This window comes from Seohaeicola saemankumensis (assembly GCF_042678485.1).
In the GTDB taxonomy this organism is placed as follows: domain Bacteria; phylum Pseudomonadota; class Alphaproteobacteria; order Rhodobacterales; family Rhodobacteraceae; genus Seohaeicola; species Seohaeicola saemankumensis.
The window spans coordinates 406,096-420,619 of sequence record NZ_JBHTKR010000001.1; the positions used below are offsets into that span (position 1 = coordinate 406,096).

Here is a 14,524-nt window from a genome sequence, read left to right on the forward strand (position 1 = left end):
CATGAGGATCACCTGCCCGATCTGCGGCGAAAGGGACCGCCGCGAATTCTACTACCAGGGCGATGCCGTGGCGCTGCGCCGCCCCGACCCTGATGGCACGCCCGAGGATTGGGACGCCTATCTGCACCTGCGCGACAACCCCGCCGGGGTGACGCGCGACCTGTGGTATCACGAGACCGGCTGCGGGGCCTGGCTGGTGGTCACGCGCAATACCGTGACGCATGAGGTGCTGGGGGCCGTGCTGGCGCGCGACGCGGCAGGGGGTGCGGCATGAGGCTGGACAAGGGCGGGCAGATCGACCGCAACCGGCGGATCGCGTTCCGCTTCGACGGGCACCGCTACGAGGGGTTCGCAGGCGACACGCTGGCCGCGGCGCTGCTGGCCAACGGGCAGCAATTGCTGGCGCGGTCGTTCAAGTATCATCGCCCGCGCGGGGTTCTGACGGCGGGATCGGAAGAACCCAATGCGCTGGTCACGATCGGGCAGGGCGGCGCGCAAGAACCCAACGTCCGCGCCACGATGCAGGAGCTGCACGAGGGGCTTGAGGCGCGCAGCCAGAATGCCTGGCCGTCGCTGGAACTGGACCTGCTGGCCATCAACGACCTGGCCGCGCCGTTTCTGGGGGCGGGGTTCTATTACAAGACCTTCATGTGGCCGCGCGCGTTCTGGGAAAAGCTCTATGAGCCGCTGATCCGCCGCGCGGCGGGATTGGGCGCGCTGTCGGGGCAGCACAACACCGACCATCATGAACGTGTCTTCGCCCATTGTGACCTGCTGGTGATCGGGGCGGGCCCTGCCGGGCTGATGGCGGCGCTGGCAGCCGCGCGCGCCGGGGCCGATGTGATCCTGTGCGACGAGGATACCCGCACCGGCGGGCGGCTGAATGCCGAAACGCTTGAGGTTGCAGGCCAGCCCGGTGCCGATTGGGCGGCGTCTGTCACGGCGGAACTTGAGGCGATGCCCAATGTCCGCGTGCTGACCCGTACCACCGTCACCGGCGCCTATGATCAGGGCACTTACGGCGCGCTGGAACGTCTGGCGCCCGACATGGCCGCCCGCAAGGGCGCCCCGCGCGAGGCGTTCTGGCGCATCGTCGCGCGCCGCGCGGTGCTGGCGGCAGGCGCGCTGGAACGGCCCGTCGCCTTTCGCAACAACGACCGCCCCGGCGTGATGATGGCGGGCGCGGTGCGCGCCTATGTCAACCGCTGGGCTGTCAGCCCCGGTCGCGCCGTGACGGTCTTTGGCAACAATGACGGCGCCCATCGCACGGCGGCGGATCTGCTTGCGGCGGGGGTGCATGTGGCCGCGCTGATCGACAGCCGCGCGGATGCGGTGACCGATCTGGACATTCCCTTCTTCAAGGGCGCGCAGGTCTGCGAGGCCCATGGCCGCAAGGGGCTTGAGGCGGTCAGCATTGCCACCACCTCGGGGATCGAGAAGATCCGCAGCGATTGCCTGGCCATGTCCGGCGGCTGGAACCCGACAGTGCACCTGACCTGCCACATGAACGGCCGTCCCACCTGGAACGCTGATCTTGCCAGTTTCGTGCCTACCCCCGGCGCCATTCCGGGGCTGGTCGCCGCAGGGGCCTGCAACGGGACCATGTCCACCCATGGCTGTCTGGCCGAGGGCGCGCGCGTTGCCGCCGCCGTATTGGCCGATCTGGGAATGAAAGCGCCCGATATGGCGCTGCCGCAGGCCGAGGATGCGCCCTACCGGATCACCCCGCTCTGGACCGTTCCGGGCAAGGGGCGCGCCTGGCTGGATTTCCAGAACGATGTGACGGTCAAGGATGTGAAACAGGCCGCGGTCGAAAACTTCCGCTCGGTCGAGCATATGAAACGCTACACCACGCAGGGCATGGCGACCGATCAGGGCAAGAATTCCAACGTGGCGGCCCTGGCCGTGCTGGCCGACGCCACGGGCCGGGGCATTCCCGAAACCGGCACGACCACCTTCCGCCCGCCTTATGTGCCGGTCAGCGTCGCCGCGATGGGGGCAGGGGCGCAGGGCGCGGGCTTTGCGCCGCAGCGGTTCACCACCAGCCACCGCGCCAGCGTGGCGACCGGCGCGCCGATGATCGAGGCGGGGTTGTGGTATCGCCCCAGCTATTTCCCGAAAGACGGCGAGACGACGTGGCGGCAATCCTGCGACCGCGAGGTCATGATGGTCCGCAACGCGGTCGGTGTCTGCGATGTCTCGACCCTGGGCAAGATCGACATCAAGGGGCCGGGGGCCGGGGCGCTGCTGGATCTCGTCTATACCAACATGTTCTCGAGCCTGCCCGTGGGGCGCGTGCGTTATGGCCTGATGCTGCGCGAGGATGGGCATGTCATGGATGACGGCACCACCGCGCGGCTGGGGCCGGATCATTTCGTGATGACCACCACCACCGCCGCCGCCGGGCAGGTGATGAAACACCTCGAATTCGTGCATCAGGCGCTGCGGCCCGATCTGGATGCAAGCCTGTGTTCGGTCACCGAACACTGGGCGCAGTTCGCCGTGGCGGGGCCAAAGGCGCGCGATCTGCTGAACGGGCTGCTGGACAGCCCGATTGACGATGGCGCATGGCCTTTCATGGCCTGTGGGCCGGTGTCGGTGCAGGGGGTCGCGGGGCGGCTGTTCCGCATCTCTTTCTCGGGTGAACATGCCTATGAGGTCGCGGTGCCTGCGCGCTATGGCGAAAGCCTCTACCGGCTGCTGGTCAGCCGCGCGGCGGCGCTGGGCGGCGGCGCCTACGGGATGGAGGCGCTGAACGTGCTGAGGATCGAAAAGGGCTTCATCACCCATGCCGAGATCCACGGCCGCACCACCGCCTTCGACATCGGGATGCAAAAGATGCTGTCGGCCAAGAAGGATTTCATCGGCAAGGCCGCAGCCGCGCGCCCCGGTCTGGTTGACCCCGACCGCGAACAGCTGGTGGGCCTCAGACCCGTGGGGGCGGTCAAGCAACTGACCGCAGGGGCGCATCTGTTCGACCGCGACGCGCCTGCGACCCGCGAAAACGACCAGGGTTATGTCACCTCGGTCGGCTTCTCGCCCACGTTGGAGACGTTCCTTGGCCTTGCGTTCCTCAAGCAGGGGCGCACCCGTCATGGCGAGGTGGTCCGCATGGTCGATCACCTGCGCGGCGTGGAAACGCTGTGCGAGGTTTGCGATCCGGTGTTTTTCGATCCCGAAGGAGGGCGCGCCCGTGGCTGATGCTTCCCTGTCCGATGCTTCCCTGTCCCTTGTGGCGCTGCCCCCCTGCGCCGGTCTTTTGCCCGTGACCACCGGGGCGCTGACCCTGTCCGAGGCCGATCCCGGCCATCTGACCGTGATCGCGCCCCTGCACGGCAAGGCCGCAGCACTTGCCGCCGCACTCAAGGCCGCACATGGGCTGGATTGGCCCGCGCCGAACCGCACCACGGGCGGGGATGGCGCGCGCCTGATCTGGTTCGGCCACGCGCATGTGCTGCTGATGGGGCCTGCGCCCGATCCGGCGCTGTCGGATCACGCCAGTCTGACCGATGTCAGTGATGGCTGGGCCTCGGTCCGGCTGCAGGGCGCGGGGGCGGCCGATGTCCTTGCACGGCTCAGCCCGATCGACCTGCGCGCCGGGGTGTTTCAGGCCGGTCACACCGCCCGGACAGAGCTGATGCACATGCAGGCATCGATCACCCGGCTGTCTGACGATGGCTTTCTGATCATGGGGTTTCGATCCATGGCCGCGACGCTGGTGCATGACCTCACGATTGCGATGGCAGGGGTTGAAGCCCGCCGTGCGGACTGACATCTTGCGCCCGTAGCGTTCCATGCGAAGGTAAGACCCATGACCCGTCATCCTGTTGCCCTGTTTGCCGCAAGCCTTCTTGGCCTTTCGCTGGCCGCATCGCCTGTTCTGGCTGAATCGGACGCCGAGCGGGCGCAGCGCTGCGCGGGTCAGGCCAATATCGTGTCGCGGGCGGTGGATCTTCGGGCGGACGGGGCCGATCAGGGCGCGACCCTGGCCCGGCTGGAGGCCAGCGACAGCGGGATAGATCCGCAATATGCCCCCTCGATCGCGGTTCTGGTGGGCTGGATCTACACGCTGCCCACCGAACAGCTGACGCCTGAAACCTCGATCGCGTTCCAGACCCAGTGCCTGGGCTATAAACCCTGATCTGCGGCTGACATGGGCGCGGGCGATATCCACAACTGATGGGTCCGGTGGCCATGGTCTTGCGGCCCGTCTGCGCCTATAGTTCATCCCATGAGTCTGCCACCCGGTTTCCTTGACGAATTGCGCAACCGCATCAGCCTGAGCCAGGTGGTGGGGCGCAAGGTCATGTGGGACATGCGCAAGTCGAACCAGGGCAAGGGCGACATGTGGGCGCCTTGCCCGTTCCACCAGGAAAAAAGCGCGTCTTTTCATGTGGATGACCGCAAGGGATACTATTATTGCTTTGGCTGCCACGCCAAGGGCGATGCGCTGTCCTTCGTGCGCGAGACGGAAAACGTGGGCTTCATGGAAGCGGTCGAGATCCTGGCGCGCGAGGCCGGCCTGCAGATGCCCGCGCGTGACCCGCAGGCCCAGCAAAAGGCTGACCGGCGCACGCAGCTGGTCGAGGTCATGGAACATGCAGCGCAGTTCTTTGCCCTGCAATTGCGGACCGGGGCGGCGGGGCCGGCGCGCGACTACCTGGCGAAACGTGGCCTGAAACCCGATGCGCTGGACCGCTTCGGGATCGGATTTGCGCCTGATGGCTGGCAGGTCCTGTGGGATCATCTGACCGCCAAGGGCGTGCCCGAAGATCTGATCCTGGGCGCAGGGCTGGCCAAGCCGTCAAACACCGGCAAGCGGCCCTACGATGTGTTCCGCAACCGCATCATGTTCCCGATCCGCGATGTGCGCGGGCGTTGCATCGCCTTTGGCGGGCGGGCGATGGACCCGAAAGACAACGCCAAGTACCTGAACTCGCCCGATACCGAATTGTTCGACAAGGGGCGCACGCTTTACAACCACGGCCCCGCGCGCGAGGCGGCGGGCAAGGGCAAGCCGCTGATCGTCGCCGAAGGCTATATGGATGTGATCGCCCTGTCCGAGGCCGGTTTCACCGCCGCCGTCGCGGCCCTTGGCACGGCTGTCACCGACACGCATCTGCAACTGCTCTGGCGCATCGCGCCCGAACCGATCATCGCGCTGGATGGCGATACTGCGGGTCTGCGCGCCGCGATGCGGGTGATCGACCTGGCCCTGCCATTGCTTGAGGCCGGCCATTCGCTGCGTTTCGCCATCATGCCCGAAGGCAAGGACCCCGATGATCTGATCCGCGCCAGCGGGGCCAAGGCGATGCAGGCGCTGCTGGATCAGGCGATCCCGATGGTCGATCTGCTGTGGCGGCGCGAAACCGAAGGGCAGGTGTTCGACAGTCCCGAACGCCGCGCCATGCTGGACAAGTCTTTGCGCGCCAAGATCAAGTTGATCAAGGATCCGTCGATCCGCGCGCATTACGGCGAGGCGCTGAAGGACATGCGCTGGGACCTGTTCGGCACAAGGCGCAAGGCGGCGGGCACATCATCCCGCGCGCCACGCACCGCATGGACGCCCGGTGGCCCGCGCTGGCAGGCGGCACCTGTGCCGCAGCCCAGCACCAAATCATCGCTGCTGGCCCAGCCCGGCGAGGATGTTGGCGATCACCTGCGCGAGGCGGTGATCATGGCCACCCTGATCGCGACCCCCGCCGTGATCGAGGATTTCGAGGCACAGATCGACCGGATGGACGGCCTTGATCCGGGGCATGCCGCGCTGCGTGACGCGATCCTGCGCGCGGCGCCATCCCATGCACAGGATGCGGATGCGTTCCGGCAGGCCGTGTCGGACGAAGTTGGCGCGGATGTCCTTGAAAGCCTCTTTGCGCTTCCCCATGTCCGTATCGTGCCCCCGGTCCGTCAGCCCGGCAATATCGAAATGGCCCGTATGACCATGGCCGAGGAACTGGCCAAGCTGACATGCCAAAGGGGGCTGGCGTCGGAAATCGCCGAGGCGGAGGAGGATCTTGAGGGAATAGCCGACGAGGCGGTGACATGGCGTCTGGGACAGGCGGCCGAGGCGCGCAATCGCGCCCTTCGCAGCCAGCAGCAGGACCGCACCGAATACGAGACCGGCCCCAACGGAGCACGAATCAATCGCGACGAACGCAGCGCGCTTGATGCGCTGATGGACAAGATTACTTTCACCAAACGGGGCAGATGAATGTTTTATGAGGGAATTGGTAAATAAATCACGGTAAACGGTTTGCGAATCATCGCGAATCAAGTTTGATTCGAAAACGAATCATTCGGCAGCCCAAGCACAGCCTCGTGTGCCGCAGATCGACCGCGACAGACCGACAGCCAATGCAGGAGCATTTCATGGCCGCAAAAGACACCGACGACACGCCGCAGGACGATCAGGATACCGAAGTCTCTCTCGATATGAGCCAGGCCGCGGTCAAGAAGATGATCGCGGAGGCGCGGGAACGGGGTTACATCACCTATGATCAGCTGAACCAGGTCCTGCCCCCGGATCAGGTCTCGTCCGAGCAGATCGAAGATGTGATGTCCATGCTGTCCGAAATGGGCATCAACATCATCGAAGACGAAGAGGTCGACGACGAAGAGGCGAAATCGACTGCCGTTGTCGATATCTCCTCGAACCGCGATCTGGCGCTGGCGTCGGGCACATCCGAAAAGCTGGACCGCACCGATGATCCGGTGCGGATGTATCTGCGCGAGATGGGCAGCGTGGAGCTGCTGTCGCGCGAAGGCGAGATCGCGATCGCCAAGCGGATCGAGGCCGGTCGCAACACGATGATCGCAGGGCTTTGCGAAAGCCCGCTGACCTTCCAGGCCATCACGATCTGGCGCGACGAACTTTTGTCCGAAGACATTCTGCTGCGCGACGTGATCGACCTTGAAGCCACCTTTGGCACGCAGCTTGGCGAAGATGGCGATGTGGGCGAAACCCCGGTCGTGGCCGCCGCCAATGTCGCCCGCGCCCCGCGCGCCGGGGCGGGCGAGGATGATCAGGAACTGGATGCCGACGGCAACCCGATCAGCCGCGAGGATGACGACGACGAGGACGAGCAGGCCAACATGAGCCTTGCCGCCATGGAAGCCGCGCTGAAGCCGCGCGTGCTTGAGACCCTTGACCGCATCGCCGAGGATTACGCCCGCCTGTCCGAAATGCAGGACAGCCGCATCTCGGCCACGCTGAACGAGGATTCGAGCTTCAGCTCGGACGACGAAGGCACCTATCAGACCCTGCGGTCGGAAATCGTGTTGCTGGTGAACGAGTTGCACCTGCACAACAACCGGATCGAGGCGCTGATCGACCAGCTTTACGGCATCAACCGCCGTGTCATGCAGATCGATTCCGCCCTGGTGAAGCTGGCCGATCAGGCCCGCATCAACCGCCGTGAATTCATCGACGAATATCGCGGATACGAGCTGGATCCCAACTGGCTGGACCGGATGGCCGAAAAGCCCGGTCGCGGCTGGCAGGCGCTGATCGAACGCTCGGCCGACAAGGTCGAGGAACTGCGCGCCGACATGGCGCAGGTCGGCCAGTATGTGGGCCTTGATATCAGCGAATTCCGCCGCATCGTCGCCCAGGTCCAGAAGGGCGAGAAGGAAGCCCGTCAGGCCAAGAAGGAAATGGTCGAGGCGAACCTGCGTCTGGTGATCTCGATCGCCAAGAAATACACCAACCGCGGCCTGCAATTCCTGGACCTGATCCAGGAGGGGAACATCGGCCTGATGAAAGCGGTGGACAAGTTCGAATACCGCCGGGGCTACAAGTTCTCGACCTATGCGACCTGGTGGATCCGGCAGGCGATCACCCGCTCCATCGCGGATCAGGCGCGCACCATCCGTATCCCCGTGCACATGATCGAGACGATCAACAAGCTGGTCCGCACGGGCCGTCAGATGCTGCACGAGATCGGGCGCGAACCCACGCCGGAAGAACTGGCCGAGAAACTCCAGATGCCGCTGGAAAAGGTCCGCAAGGTGATGAAGATCGCCAAGGAACCGATCAGCCTGGAAACCCCGATCGGGGACGAGGAAGACAGCCAGCTTGGCGATTTCATCGAGGACAAGAATGCCGTGCTGCCGCTCGACAGCGCCATTCAGGAAAACCTCAAGGAAACCACGACCCGCGTGCTGGCCTCGCTGACACCGCGCGAGGAACGCGTGCTGCGGATGCGCTTCGGGATCGGCATGAACACCGACCATACGCTGGAAGAGGTGGGTCAGCAGTTCAGTGTGACCCGCGAACGTATCCGCCAGATCGAGGCGAAAGCCCTTCGCAAGCTGAAGCATCCCAGCCGCTCGCGCAAGCTGCGCAGCTTCCTGGACCAGTAATCCGCGCCAAGGCGCCATCAGGGCGGCCCCGCACCGGGGCCGCCTTTTTCATGCGGGCTTCACGCATCTGTGTGCGCGGATCGTTTTACTCGCGCCGTCGCCTGCTCTACCCTTGCGGTAGCCATTTCCAGATCAGGACTGCGCCCATGCTCCGCTTTTCACGTCGCCCGGCCTTGGCCCTGTCCGCGGTTCTCATGCTGGCGCTCGCCGGACCGGCTGCGGCCATCGTCCCCAATATCCCGCTCGACGTGGTGCCCACCGGCGCCCCCGGCAGCTTCGAGGTGATCGAGGCGCGCGGCGCGGGTCCAGCGCATATCTGGTGCGTGGCGGCGGATCACGCCAGCCGGGTGCTGGGCGCGGCTGGCACCGACCGCATCTATCTTGCGGCGCGGCGCGGGCCCAGCCAGACGATGCCGGGCCGTACTGCCGTGGGTTTCACGCTGTCGCCCGAACAGCTGGACGCAACGCCTGCTGCCAAGAAACCCTTTTTGGGCGAGCTGTTGCTGGCGCAGATGCCGGTGGGGTCCAGCCTCAGCGTTGTGCAGGCGCTGCAATATTGCAACGACCACATCGAAGTGGATTGATCCGCGCGCGGCGATGAAACGGGGGATGACATGACGCATTTCAGACAATCCGCACTGCTCCTGTTGCTTGTCTTGTTCTGTCTGGGCCTTGTCCTGCCGCAGCCGGCGCAGGCCTATCGCCCGCAATTCGATCTGACGGTGATCCAGGCGCCCGACAGTAGCGCCTTCGAAGTGGTGGAGGAGCATGGCGCCGGGCCCCGCCAGATCTGGTGCGCCGCCGCGGAACATGCCCGCGACGTGCTTCGCATTCCCACGGCGCAGCGGCTTTACATCGCGCGCGGTCTGGCCCCCAGCGATCTGGCGGATGGCCGCAAGACGGTCCGCTTCAGCCCTGCGCCCGTTGCCGCGGAAGGGCCGCGCCGGGATGGGCAATACACCATCACACTGCGCGATGTCGGCGCCTCGCTGTCGATCGGTCATGCGCTCAGCTATTGCGATGACCGGATCGAGGATCTGTTCCACCGGTTCTGAACGCCCTTGCGCGCCCTTGCCCGGCATGGCGAAAAGGCCACGCTTGATCTTGGGACCGGATTTTCCCGCTACCCAAGACTTGGCGGCTCACCTATAGTGCCTGTGGATAAGTGGGGGGCGAACCCCATACCCAGAGGCAGAGAAGATGAAGGGGGCCGGGCATGCGTTGTCCGTTTTGCGGAAATATTGACACACAGGTGAAGGATTCCCGTCCGGCCGAGGATCACGTCTCGATCCGGCGGCGGCGGTTCTGTCCTGCGTGCGGCGGGCGTTTCACCACCTATGAGCGCGTGCAGCTGCGCGACCTTGTGGTGATCAAATCGAATGGCCGTCGCGAGGAATTCGATCGCGACAAGCTGGAACGCTCGATCCGCATCTCGCTGCAAAAACGGCCCGTTGAACCCGAGCGGATGGACCAGATGGTGTCCGGCATCGTGCGGCGGCTGGAAAGCATGGGCGAGACCGATATCCCCTCGAAGGTGATCGGCGAGATCGTGATGGAAGCCCTGGCCCGGATCGACACCGTGGCCTATGTGCGCTTTGCCAGCGTCTACAAGAATTTCCAGGCTGCGGACGATTTCGACAAATTCGTCTCGGAACTGCGCCCCGACACCACCCCCGAGCCGTGACGCGGCCCCGGTGCGCGCCACGGATACAGACTTCATGGCGCTGGCCCTGTCCCTGGGCCGGCGTGGCCATGGGCGGACATGGCCCAATCCGGCGGTCGGTTGCCTGATCGTCAAGGATGGGCGCATCGTCGGGCGCGGCTGGACCGCTGCAGGTGGCCGCCCCCATGCCGAACCGCAGGCCCTGGCGCGGGCCGGCGCCGCGGCGCGCGGCGCCACGGCCTATGTCAGCCTTGAACCCTGCGCCCATCACGGCCAGACCCCGCCCTGCGCGGGGGCGCTGATCTCGGCGGGCATCGCCCGTGTCGTGGCCCCCCTTCAGGACAGCGATCCGCGCGTCTCCGGGCGCGGCTTTGCCATGCTGCGCGCCGCCGGGGTCGAGGTGACAACCGGCGTGATGGCGGATCAGGCGGCGCGCGATCTGGCCGGGTTCTTCCTGCGGATCCGCGCGGGGCGGCCTCTGGTCACGCTCAAGCTGGCCTCCAGCTTTGACGGGCGCATCGCCACGGCGACGGGCGAAAGCCAGTGGATCACCGGGCCCGAGGCGCGGCGCGTTGTCCATGCGATGCGGGCCCGTCATGATGCGGTCATGGTGGGGGCCGGGACGGCGCGGGCCGATGATCCGGCGCTGACCGTGCGCGGGTTGGGCATGACCCATCAGCCGGTCAGGATCGTGGTCTCGCGCCGGCTGGATCTGCCCCTGACCGGACAACTGGCGCGCACGGCGCAAGAAACCCCGCTCTGGATCTGTCACGGCGCGGATGCCGATCCCCGCCTGCTGTCCGCCTGGAGCGGTCTGGGCGCGCGGCTGCTGCCCTGCGCGCTTCAGGCGGGGCGCATTGATCCTGCGTCACTGCTGCTGGCGCTGGGGCAGGCTGGCCTGACCTCGGTCTTCTGCGAGGGGGGCGGGGCGCTGGCCGCGTCGCTGCTGTCGGCCGGTCTGGTGGACGAGGTGATCGGGTTCACCGCCGGTGTGATGATCGGCGCCGAAGGACAGCCCGCCCTTGGCGCCATGGGCCTGTCGCGCCTGGCCGAGGCGCCGCGTTTCCGCCTGATCGAAACGCGGCCCCTGGGCGGCGATATCCTGCACAGGTGGCAACCTGCGGGCTGACGCATGCCGTTTCTTCTTGCTTCAAATATCCGGATCCGCCGGTCCGCCTCAGCCGCGCCGCCACAGATGGGCGTAGCCCGCGAACAGCCCCTGCGCCTTGGCCAGCAGCCGAATGGACAGCCCGCCGCGCGCCACGGCGCCGCTGGCCAGCCGTTCTACCGCCACCTCTGCGGGGCAGGGCAGGCCGGTCACGGGATCGCGGTAACGCGGATAGTCGATCAGCGCCGCATGCACCAGGCCTTCAAGGCTCACATGTGCCTGCCGGCGCGGCAGGGTCGGGCCGCGATGATCGGTCAGGCCCCAGCCCGCGTAGAAGGGCGCGCCCAGGGTGACCACGCGCCGCCCCCGGATCAGCGCCTCGAACCCCAGAAGCGAGGTCATGGTCCAGACGGTATCGACCTGTTCCAGCAGGGGGGCCGGATCTGTGCCGGGCAGCACCAGATCGGCCAGATCCTCCGCATCGGCCAGTGCGCCGGGGCGCAGGCCAGCCTCTACATCGGGATGGGGTTTGTATATCACGAAGGCCCCCGGGTCAGTCGCGCGCGCGGCCTCCAGCAGCGCGCGGTTGGTGCGGATCTCGCCCGCGCCCAGCTTGATCGAGGCGTCATCCTCGACCTGTCCGGGCACCAGCACCACGCGTCGGTTTGTGGCCAGGCTGCGGATGTCGGGCGCGTCCAGTCCAAGGTTGTACTTGCTGACGCCCTGCGCGATCAGTGCCTGCACCAGCGCGCGGGCGCGCGCGGCCTGATCGGGACGCAAGGTCGCACGGCTGGCGATCATCCGTTCCAGGCGGCTTTCGCGCTGCGGATCGTAATAGATGCCCAGGTCGTCGCAGACCAGCGACAGCGGGGGCACCAGATCGGCCCCCAGCCCGCGCGAGCGCAGGAACCCGTCCTCGACCCTGACCGCACCGTCCGGGGCGCCGTCGGATCTGCCGGCCCAGACCATCGCGCGCCGCCCATCCCGTGGCGTACCATCGCGGAACCGCACGGGCCGCACCGCGCCGAAAAACCCGTTGATCGCGCCGCGTTTCCACAGCCGCATGCCGCTGGCCTGCCAGCCCAGCCTATCCTCGCGCCAGGCGCGCACCTGCGCCTCCAGCGCGGAAATCGCGGTGTCCAGCGAACACAGCCTGTCGCGGCAGGGATCGTACCAGACCGGGTATAGGATCATCGCCGCCGCGAAGAGCTGCGCGCGCGTCAGGCGGCGCTGTCGGCGGGTCAGGGGCGTGAAATCATGGCTCAGCCCCCAGCCCGCGTAGAAGGGCTGGCCGAAGACATGGGGTTTGTGGCCCGCAAGGATGGCCTCGAACCCCATCTGCGAGGACACGGTATACACGGCAATCGCGCCCTCCAGCAGGGCGCGGGGGCTGACCGGCGCATCCAGCAGGGTGATGTCGGCACCCGGCGCCAGGGCCAGGGTTTCGGGATCGAAGTAACCGGGGCGATGACCGGCGTTGGTCTCGGGATGGGTCTTGACCAGAAACCGCGCGCCGGGATTGTCCTGCACGGCATGAAAAAGCATCTCGCGGAAGGTATTGGAATCCGCCCGCCCTTGCCGGACCGAGGCATCGCCGCGCGTCTGGTCGATCAGCAGCACATAGCCCGGCGCGGGCAGTGGCGCGCCCTGATCATGGGTGTTGTATTTGCTCAGATCGGCCTCTTGCAGGCGCGCCATCGCCGCGCGGGCCTGATCCAGAAGTGCGCTGTCATCCAGCGGATGGGTGGCCAGCAGCACCTCAAGGTCCGAGGGTTGGGCCGGGTCGAAATGCATGCCGCGGCTGTCGATGATCAGGCCAAGCGGCAGGTCCCCGTCACGGCCCGGATGGACGGACCGCAGGAAGGCATCCTCGATCCGCACAAGGCCCGCACCTGTCTGGCGGGCCATGGCCTCTCCCCGCGCGGCATAGGGCGAATGGCCCCAGACCGCGATCCGGTCGGTGTCTGCGGGCACGCCAAGGCGCAGCTCATGGCCCGCCAGTTCCAGGATCCGGCGGATCCGCGGCTGGGTCAGGAAGCCTGCGTTGTAATAGAAAAGCCGCCGGGAGGATGGTCCCCCGGCGGCATGGTCAACTGTCCGTTCCTGCACCGCGGATCACAGGCCCGAGGGCGCAGTGGTCAGCGTATCGACCGCCGACAGCGATCCGGTCAGCGCCGCGATCGCTTTGCTCCACTGGGTGAACGGTGCTTCGGTCACGTAAAGCGTGTCACCATCGCGAACCGAGAAGTCGCGCGCCATGAACAGCCCATTGGGCTGGGTCAGGTCAAGCACGTAGATCATGCGCTGCGCGCCTTGCAGATCGTCGCGGCCCAGCACGGTATTGGCGATCTCGGCAGGTTCGTTGCGCAGGATGAAAACGCCGGTCGGATCGGAGGTCGAGGTCAGAAGCCCGCCGACCTGGGCGATTGCCTCGATCCCTGACAGGGTCTGGCTTTCGAAATCGACCCGCGACTGGCTGCCGGTGGCGCCAAGTGCCGTGAAAGAGCGTGTATCGCCCTCGACCAGGATGCGGTCACCGCCGCGCAGGGCGATGTCGAAGCGCGGATCACGGAACAGATCCTGGAACCACACTTTTTCGGTGTGCGCGCCCCGGATCAAGGTGACCTGTGCGATTTCGGGTTCGATCGACACGCCGCCGGCATTGGCCAGCATGGCCGCCAGGGTGCGTGTCGGACGTTCGATCGGATAGACGCCCTGGCCGCCGACCGCGCCCATCAGCGACACGGTGGCCCCGTCGCCCGCCAGCCGTCGGACCTGCACCTGCGGGTCCGGGGTCTGATCCTTCAGACGTTCGGTGATGATGCGCCGCAGCGCCTCGGGTGTGTTGCCCGCCGCTTTCAGACGGCCGGCATAGGGCACGAAGATGAAGCCCGCGCCATCCACCTGCACCTCTTCGAGGATGGTGGAGTTCGCGCCGGTGCTGGCCAGCAGCCCGTCATCGACGTTTTCCCAGATGGTCAGGCCCAGCGTATCGCCGGCCGAGATCGTGTCCGATCCCACCGTGCCGGCCTTGATGAAGCTTTCCGAAAAACCAAGTGCGGGCACGACGGCGGTGGCGCGCGTCACGCGGTCATTCACGTTGACCACGAAGGCATCGCCCTCTTTCTGCACGGAGCCTGCGAAAATCTCGCGTTTGTTGGGGCCGACACGGGGTAGACCGCAGGACGCCACAAGCGACACAACAACAAGAAGGGCGACGGACTTCGCCCATGAATTTGCCAGGGGTTTCACTGCACGGTCTCCTCGACCTGATTACTGCCTCAACGCATTTTTTGTCGCGCCATCCGTTCATGCGGCGACGCTTTTTTGTTTATGGTATGACCTTATCCGGAAGAGGCTCGCAAATCCAGTGCCTTGAGCCGGCTTGT

At 66.2% G+C, this 14,524-nt stretch carries 12 protein-coding genes; 10 read left to right on the forward strand and 2 right to left on the reverse strand.

From position 1 onward, the window contains the following. Nucleotide 1: 1 nt before the first annotated feature. The 10 genes from ACFQ3C_RS01930 (at nucleotide 2) to ribD (ending at nucleotide 11,156) form a co-directional block, all read left to right on the forward strand. The gene (locus ACFQ3C_RS01930) at nucleotides 2-274 is read left to right on the forward strand and encodes a sarcosine oxidase subunit delta (RefSeq protein WP_380788700.1); all 273 of its coding nucleotides are present in this window, start codon (nucleotides 2-4) and stop codon (nucleotides 272-274) included. Then, complete coding sequence (locus tag ACFQ3C_RS01935; protein ID WP_380788702.1) at nucleotides 271-3,201, forward strand: sarcosine oxidase subunit alpha family protein; 2,931 nt, start codon at nucleotides 271-273, stop codon at nucleotides 3,199-3,201. The genes ACFQ3C_RS01930 and ACFQ3C_RS01935 overlap by 4 nt, the downstream gene beginning before the upstream one ends. Next, nucleotides 3,194-3,772, forward strand: coding sequence for a sarcosine oxidase subunit gamma (locus ACFQ3C_RS01940; RefSeq protein ID WP_380788704.1), 579 nt, complete (start codon nucleotides 3,194-3,196; stop codon nucleotides 3,770-3,772). Before ACFQ3C_RS01935 ends, ACFQ3C_RS01940 begins: the two co-directional genes overlap by 8 nt. 39 nt (nucleotides 3,773-3,811) lie before the next feature. Continuing rightward, nucleotides 3,812-4,141, forward strand: coding sequence for a hypothetical protein (locus ACFQ3C_RS01945; protein WP_380788706.1), 330 nt, complete (start codon nucleotides 3,812-3,814; stop codon nucleotides 4,139-4,141). 90 nt (nucleotides 4,142-4,231) lie between these two features. Then, a complete protein-coding gene (dnaG, locus tag ACFQ3C_RS01950) occupies nucleotides 4,232-6,214 on the forward strand; it encodes a DNA primase (RefSeq protein ID WP_380788708.1) in 1,983 nt (660 codons plus the stop codon). Nucleotides 6,215-6,372: 158 nt separating this feature from the next. Next, the gene (gene rpoD, locus ACFQ3C_RS01955) at nucleotides 6,373-8,364 is read left to right on the forward strand and encodes an RNA polymerase sigma factor RpoD (protein WP_380788710.1); all 1,992 of its coding nucleotides are present in this window, start codon (nucleotides 6,373-6,375) and stop codon (nucleotides 8,362-8,364) included. Between the two features lie 146 nt (nucleotides 8,365-8,510). After that, nucleotides 8,511-8,948 (forward strand): hypothetical protein, encoded by a 438-nt coding sequence (locus tag ACFQ3C_RS01960; protein ID WP_380788712.1) that lies wholly within the window; start codon nucleotides 8,511-8,513, stop codon nucleotides 8,946-8,948. A gap of 30 nt (nucleotides 8,949-8,978) precedes the next feature. Then, nucleotides 8,979-9,419 (forward strand): hypothetical protein, encoded by a 441-nt coding sequence (locus ACFQ3C_RS01965; RefSeq protein ID WP_380788714.1) that lies wholly within the window; start codon nucleotides 8,979-8,981, stop codon nucleotides 9,417-9,419. Between the two features lie 161 nt (nucleotides 9,420-9,580). Further along, nucleotides 9,581-10,048, forward strand: a complete 468-nt coding sequence (nrdR, locus tag ACFQ3C_RS01970) for a transcriptional regulator NrdR (protein WP_380788716.1) — start codon at nucleotides 9,581-9,583, stop codon at nucleotides 10,046-10,048. 10 nt (nucleotides 10,049-10,058) lie between these two features. After that, nucleotides 10,059-11,156 carry a bifunctional diaminohydroxyphosphoribosylaminopyrimidine deaminase/5-amino-6-(5-phosphoribosylamino)uracil reductase RibD gene (gene ribD / locus ACFQ3C_RS01975; RefSeq protein ID WP_380788718.1) on the forward strand — a complete coding sequence of 366 codons (1,098 nt, stop codon included), beginning with the start codon at nucleotides 10,059-10,061 and terminating at the stop codon, nucleotides 11,154-11,156. Between the two features lie 48 nt (nucleotides 11,157-11,204). Here ribD and ACFQ3C_RS01980 read toward each other — a convergent pair whose 3' ends face one another. Both ACFQ3C_RS01980 and ACFQ3C_RS01985 read right to left on the reverse strand, forming a co-directional pair. Next, entirely contained in the window at nucleotides 11,205-13,244 is a 2,040-nt protein-coding gene (locus ACFQ3C_RS01980; protein WP_380788720.1) for a capsular polysaccharide biosynthesis protein, read from the reverse strand. A 6-nt stretch (nucleotides 13,245-13,250) separates the two neighbouring features. Next, complete coding sequence (locus ACFQ3C_RS01985; RefSeq protein ID WP_380788722.1) at nucleotides 13,251-14,387, reverse strand: polysaccharide biosynthesis/export family protein; 1,137 nt, start codon at nucleotides 14,385-14,387, stop codon at nucleotides 13,251-13,253. Between the last annotated feature and the right edge of the window lie 137 nt (nucleotides 14,388-14,524).

What these genes read in the sequence shown, in the direction of transcription:
- ACFQ3C_RS01930 (WP_380788700.1), top strand. Translation starts at nt 2, where the DNA reads ATGAGGATCACCTGCCCGATCTGCGGCGAAAGGGACCGCCGCGAATTC.
- ACFQ3C_RS01935 (WP_380788702.1), top strand. Translation starts at nt 271, where the DNA reads ATGAGGCTGGACAAGGGCGGGCAGATCGACCGCAACCGGCGGATCGCG.
- ACFQ3C_RS01945 (WP_380788706.1), top strand. Translation starts at nt 3,812, where the DNA reads ATGACCCGTCATCCTGTTGCCCTGTTTGCCGCAAGCCTTCTTGGCCTT.
- dnaG (WP_380788708.1), top strand. Translation starts at nt 4,232, where the DNA reads ATGAGTCTGCCACCCGGTTTCCTTGACGAATTGCGCAACCGCATCAGC.
- rpoD (WP_380788710.1), top strand. Translation starts at nt 6,373, where the DNA reads ATGGCCGCAAAAGACACCGACGACACGCCGCAGGACGATCAGGATACC.
- ACFQ3C_RS01960 (WP_380788712.1), top strand. Translation starts at nt 8,511, where the DNA reads ATGCTCCGCTTTTCACGTCGCCCGGCCTTGGCCCTGTCCGCGGTTCTC.
- ACFQ3C_RS01965 (WP_380788714.1), top strand. Translation starts at nt 8,979, where the DNA reads ATGACGCATTTCAGACAATCCGCACTGCTCCTGTTGCTTGTCTTGTTC.
- nrdR (WP_380788716.1), top strand. Translation starts at nt 9,581, where the DNA reads ATGCGTTGTCCGTTTTGCGGAAATATTGACACACAGGTGAAGGATTCC.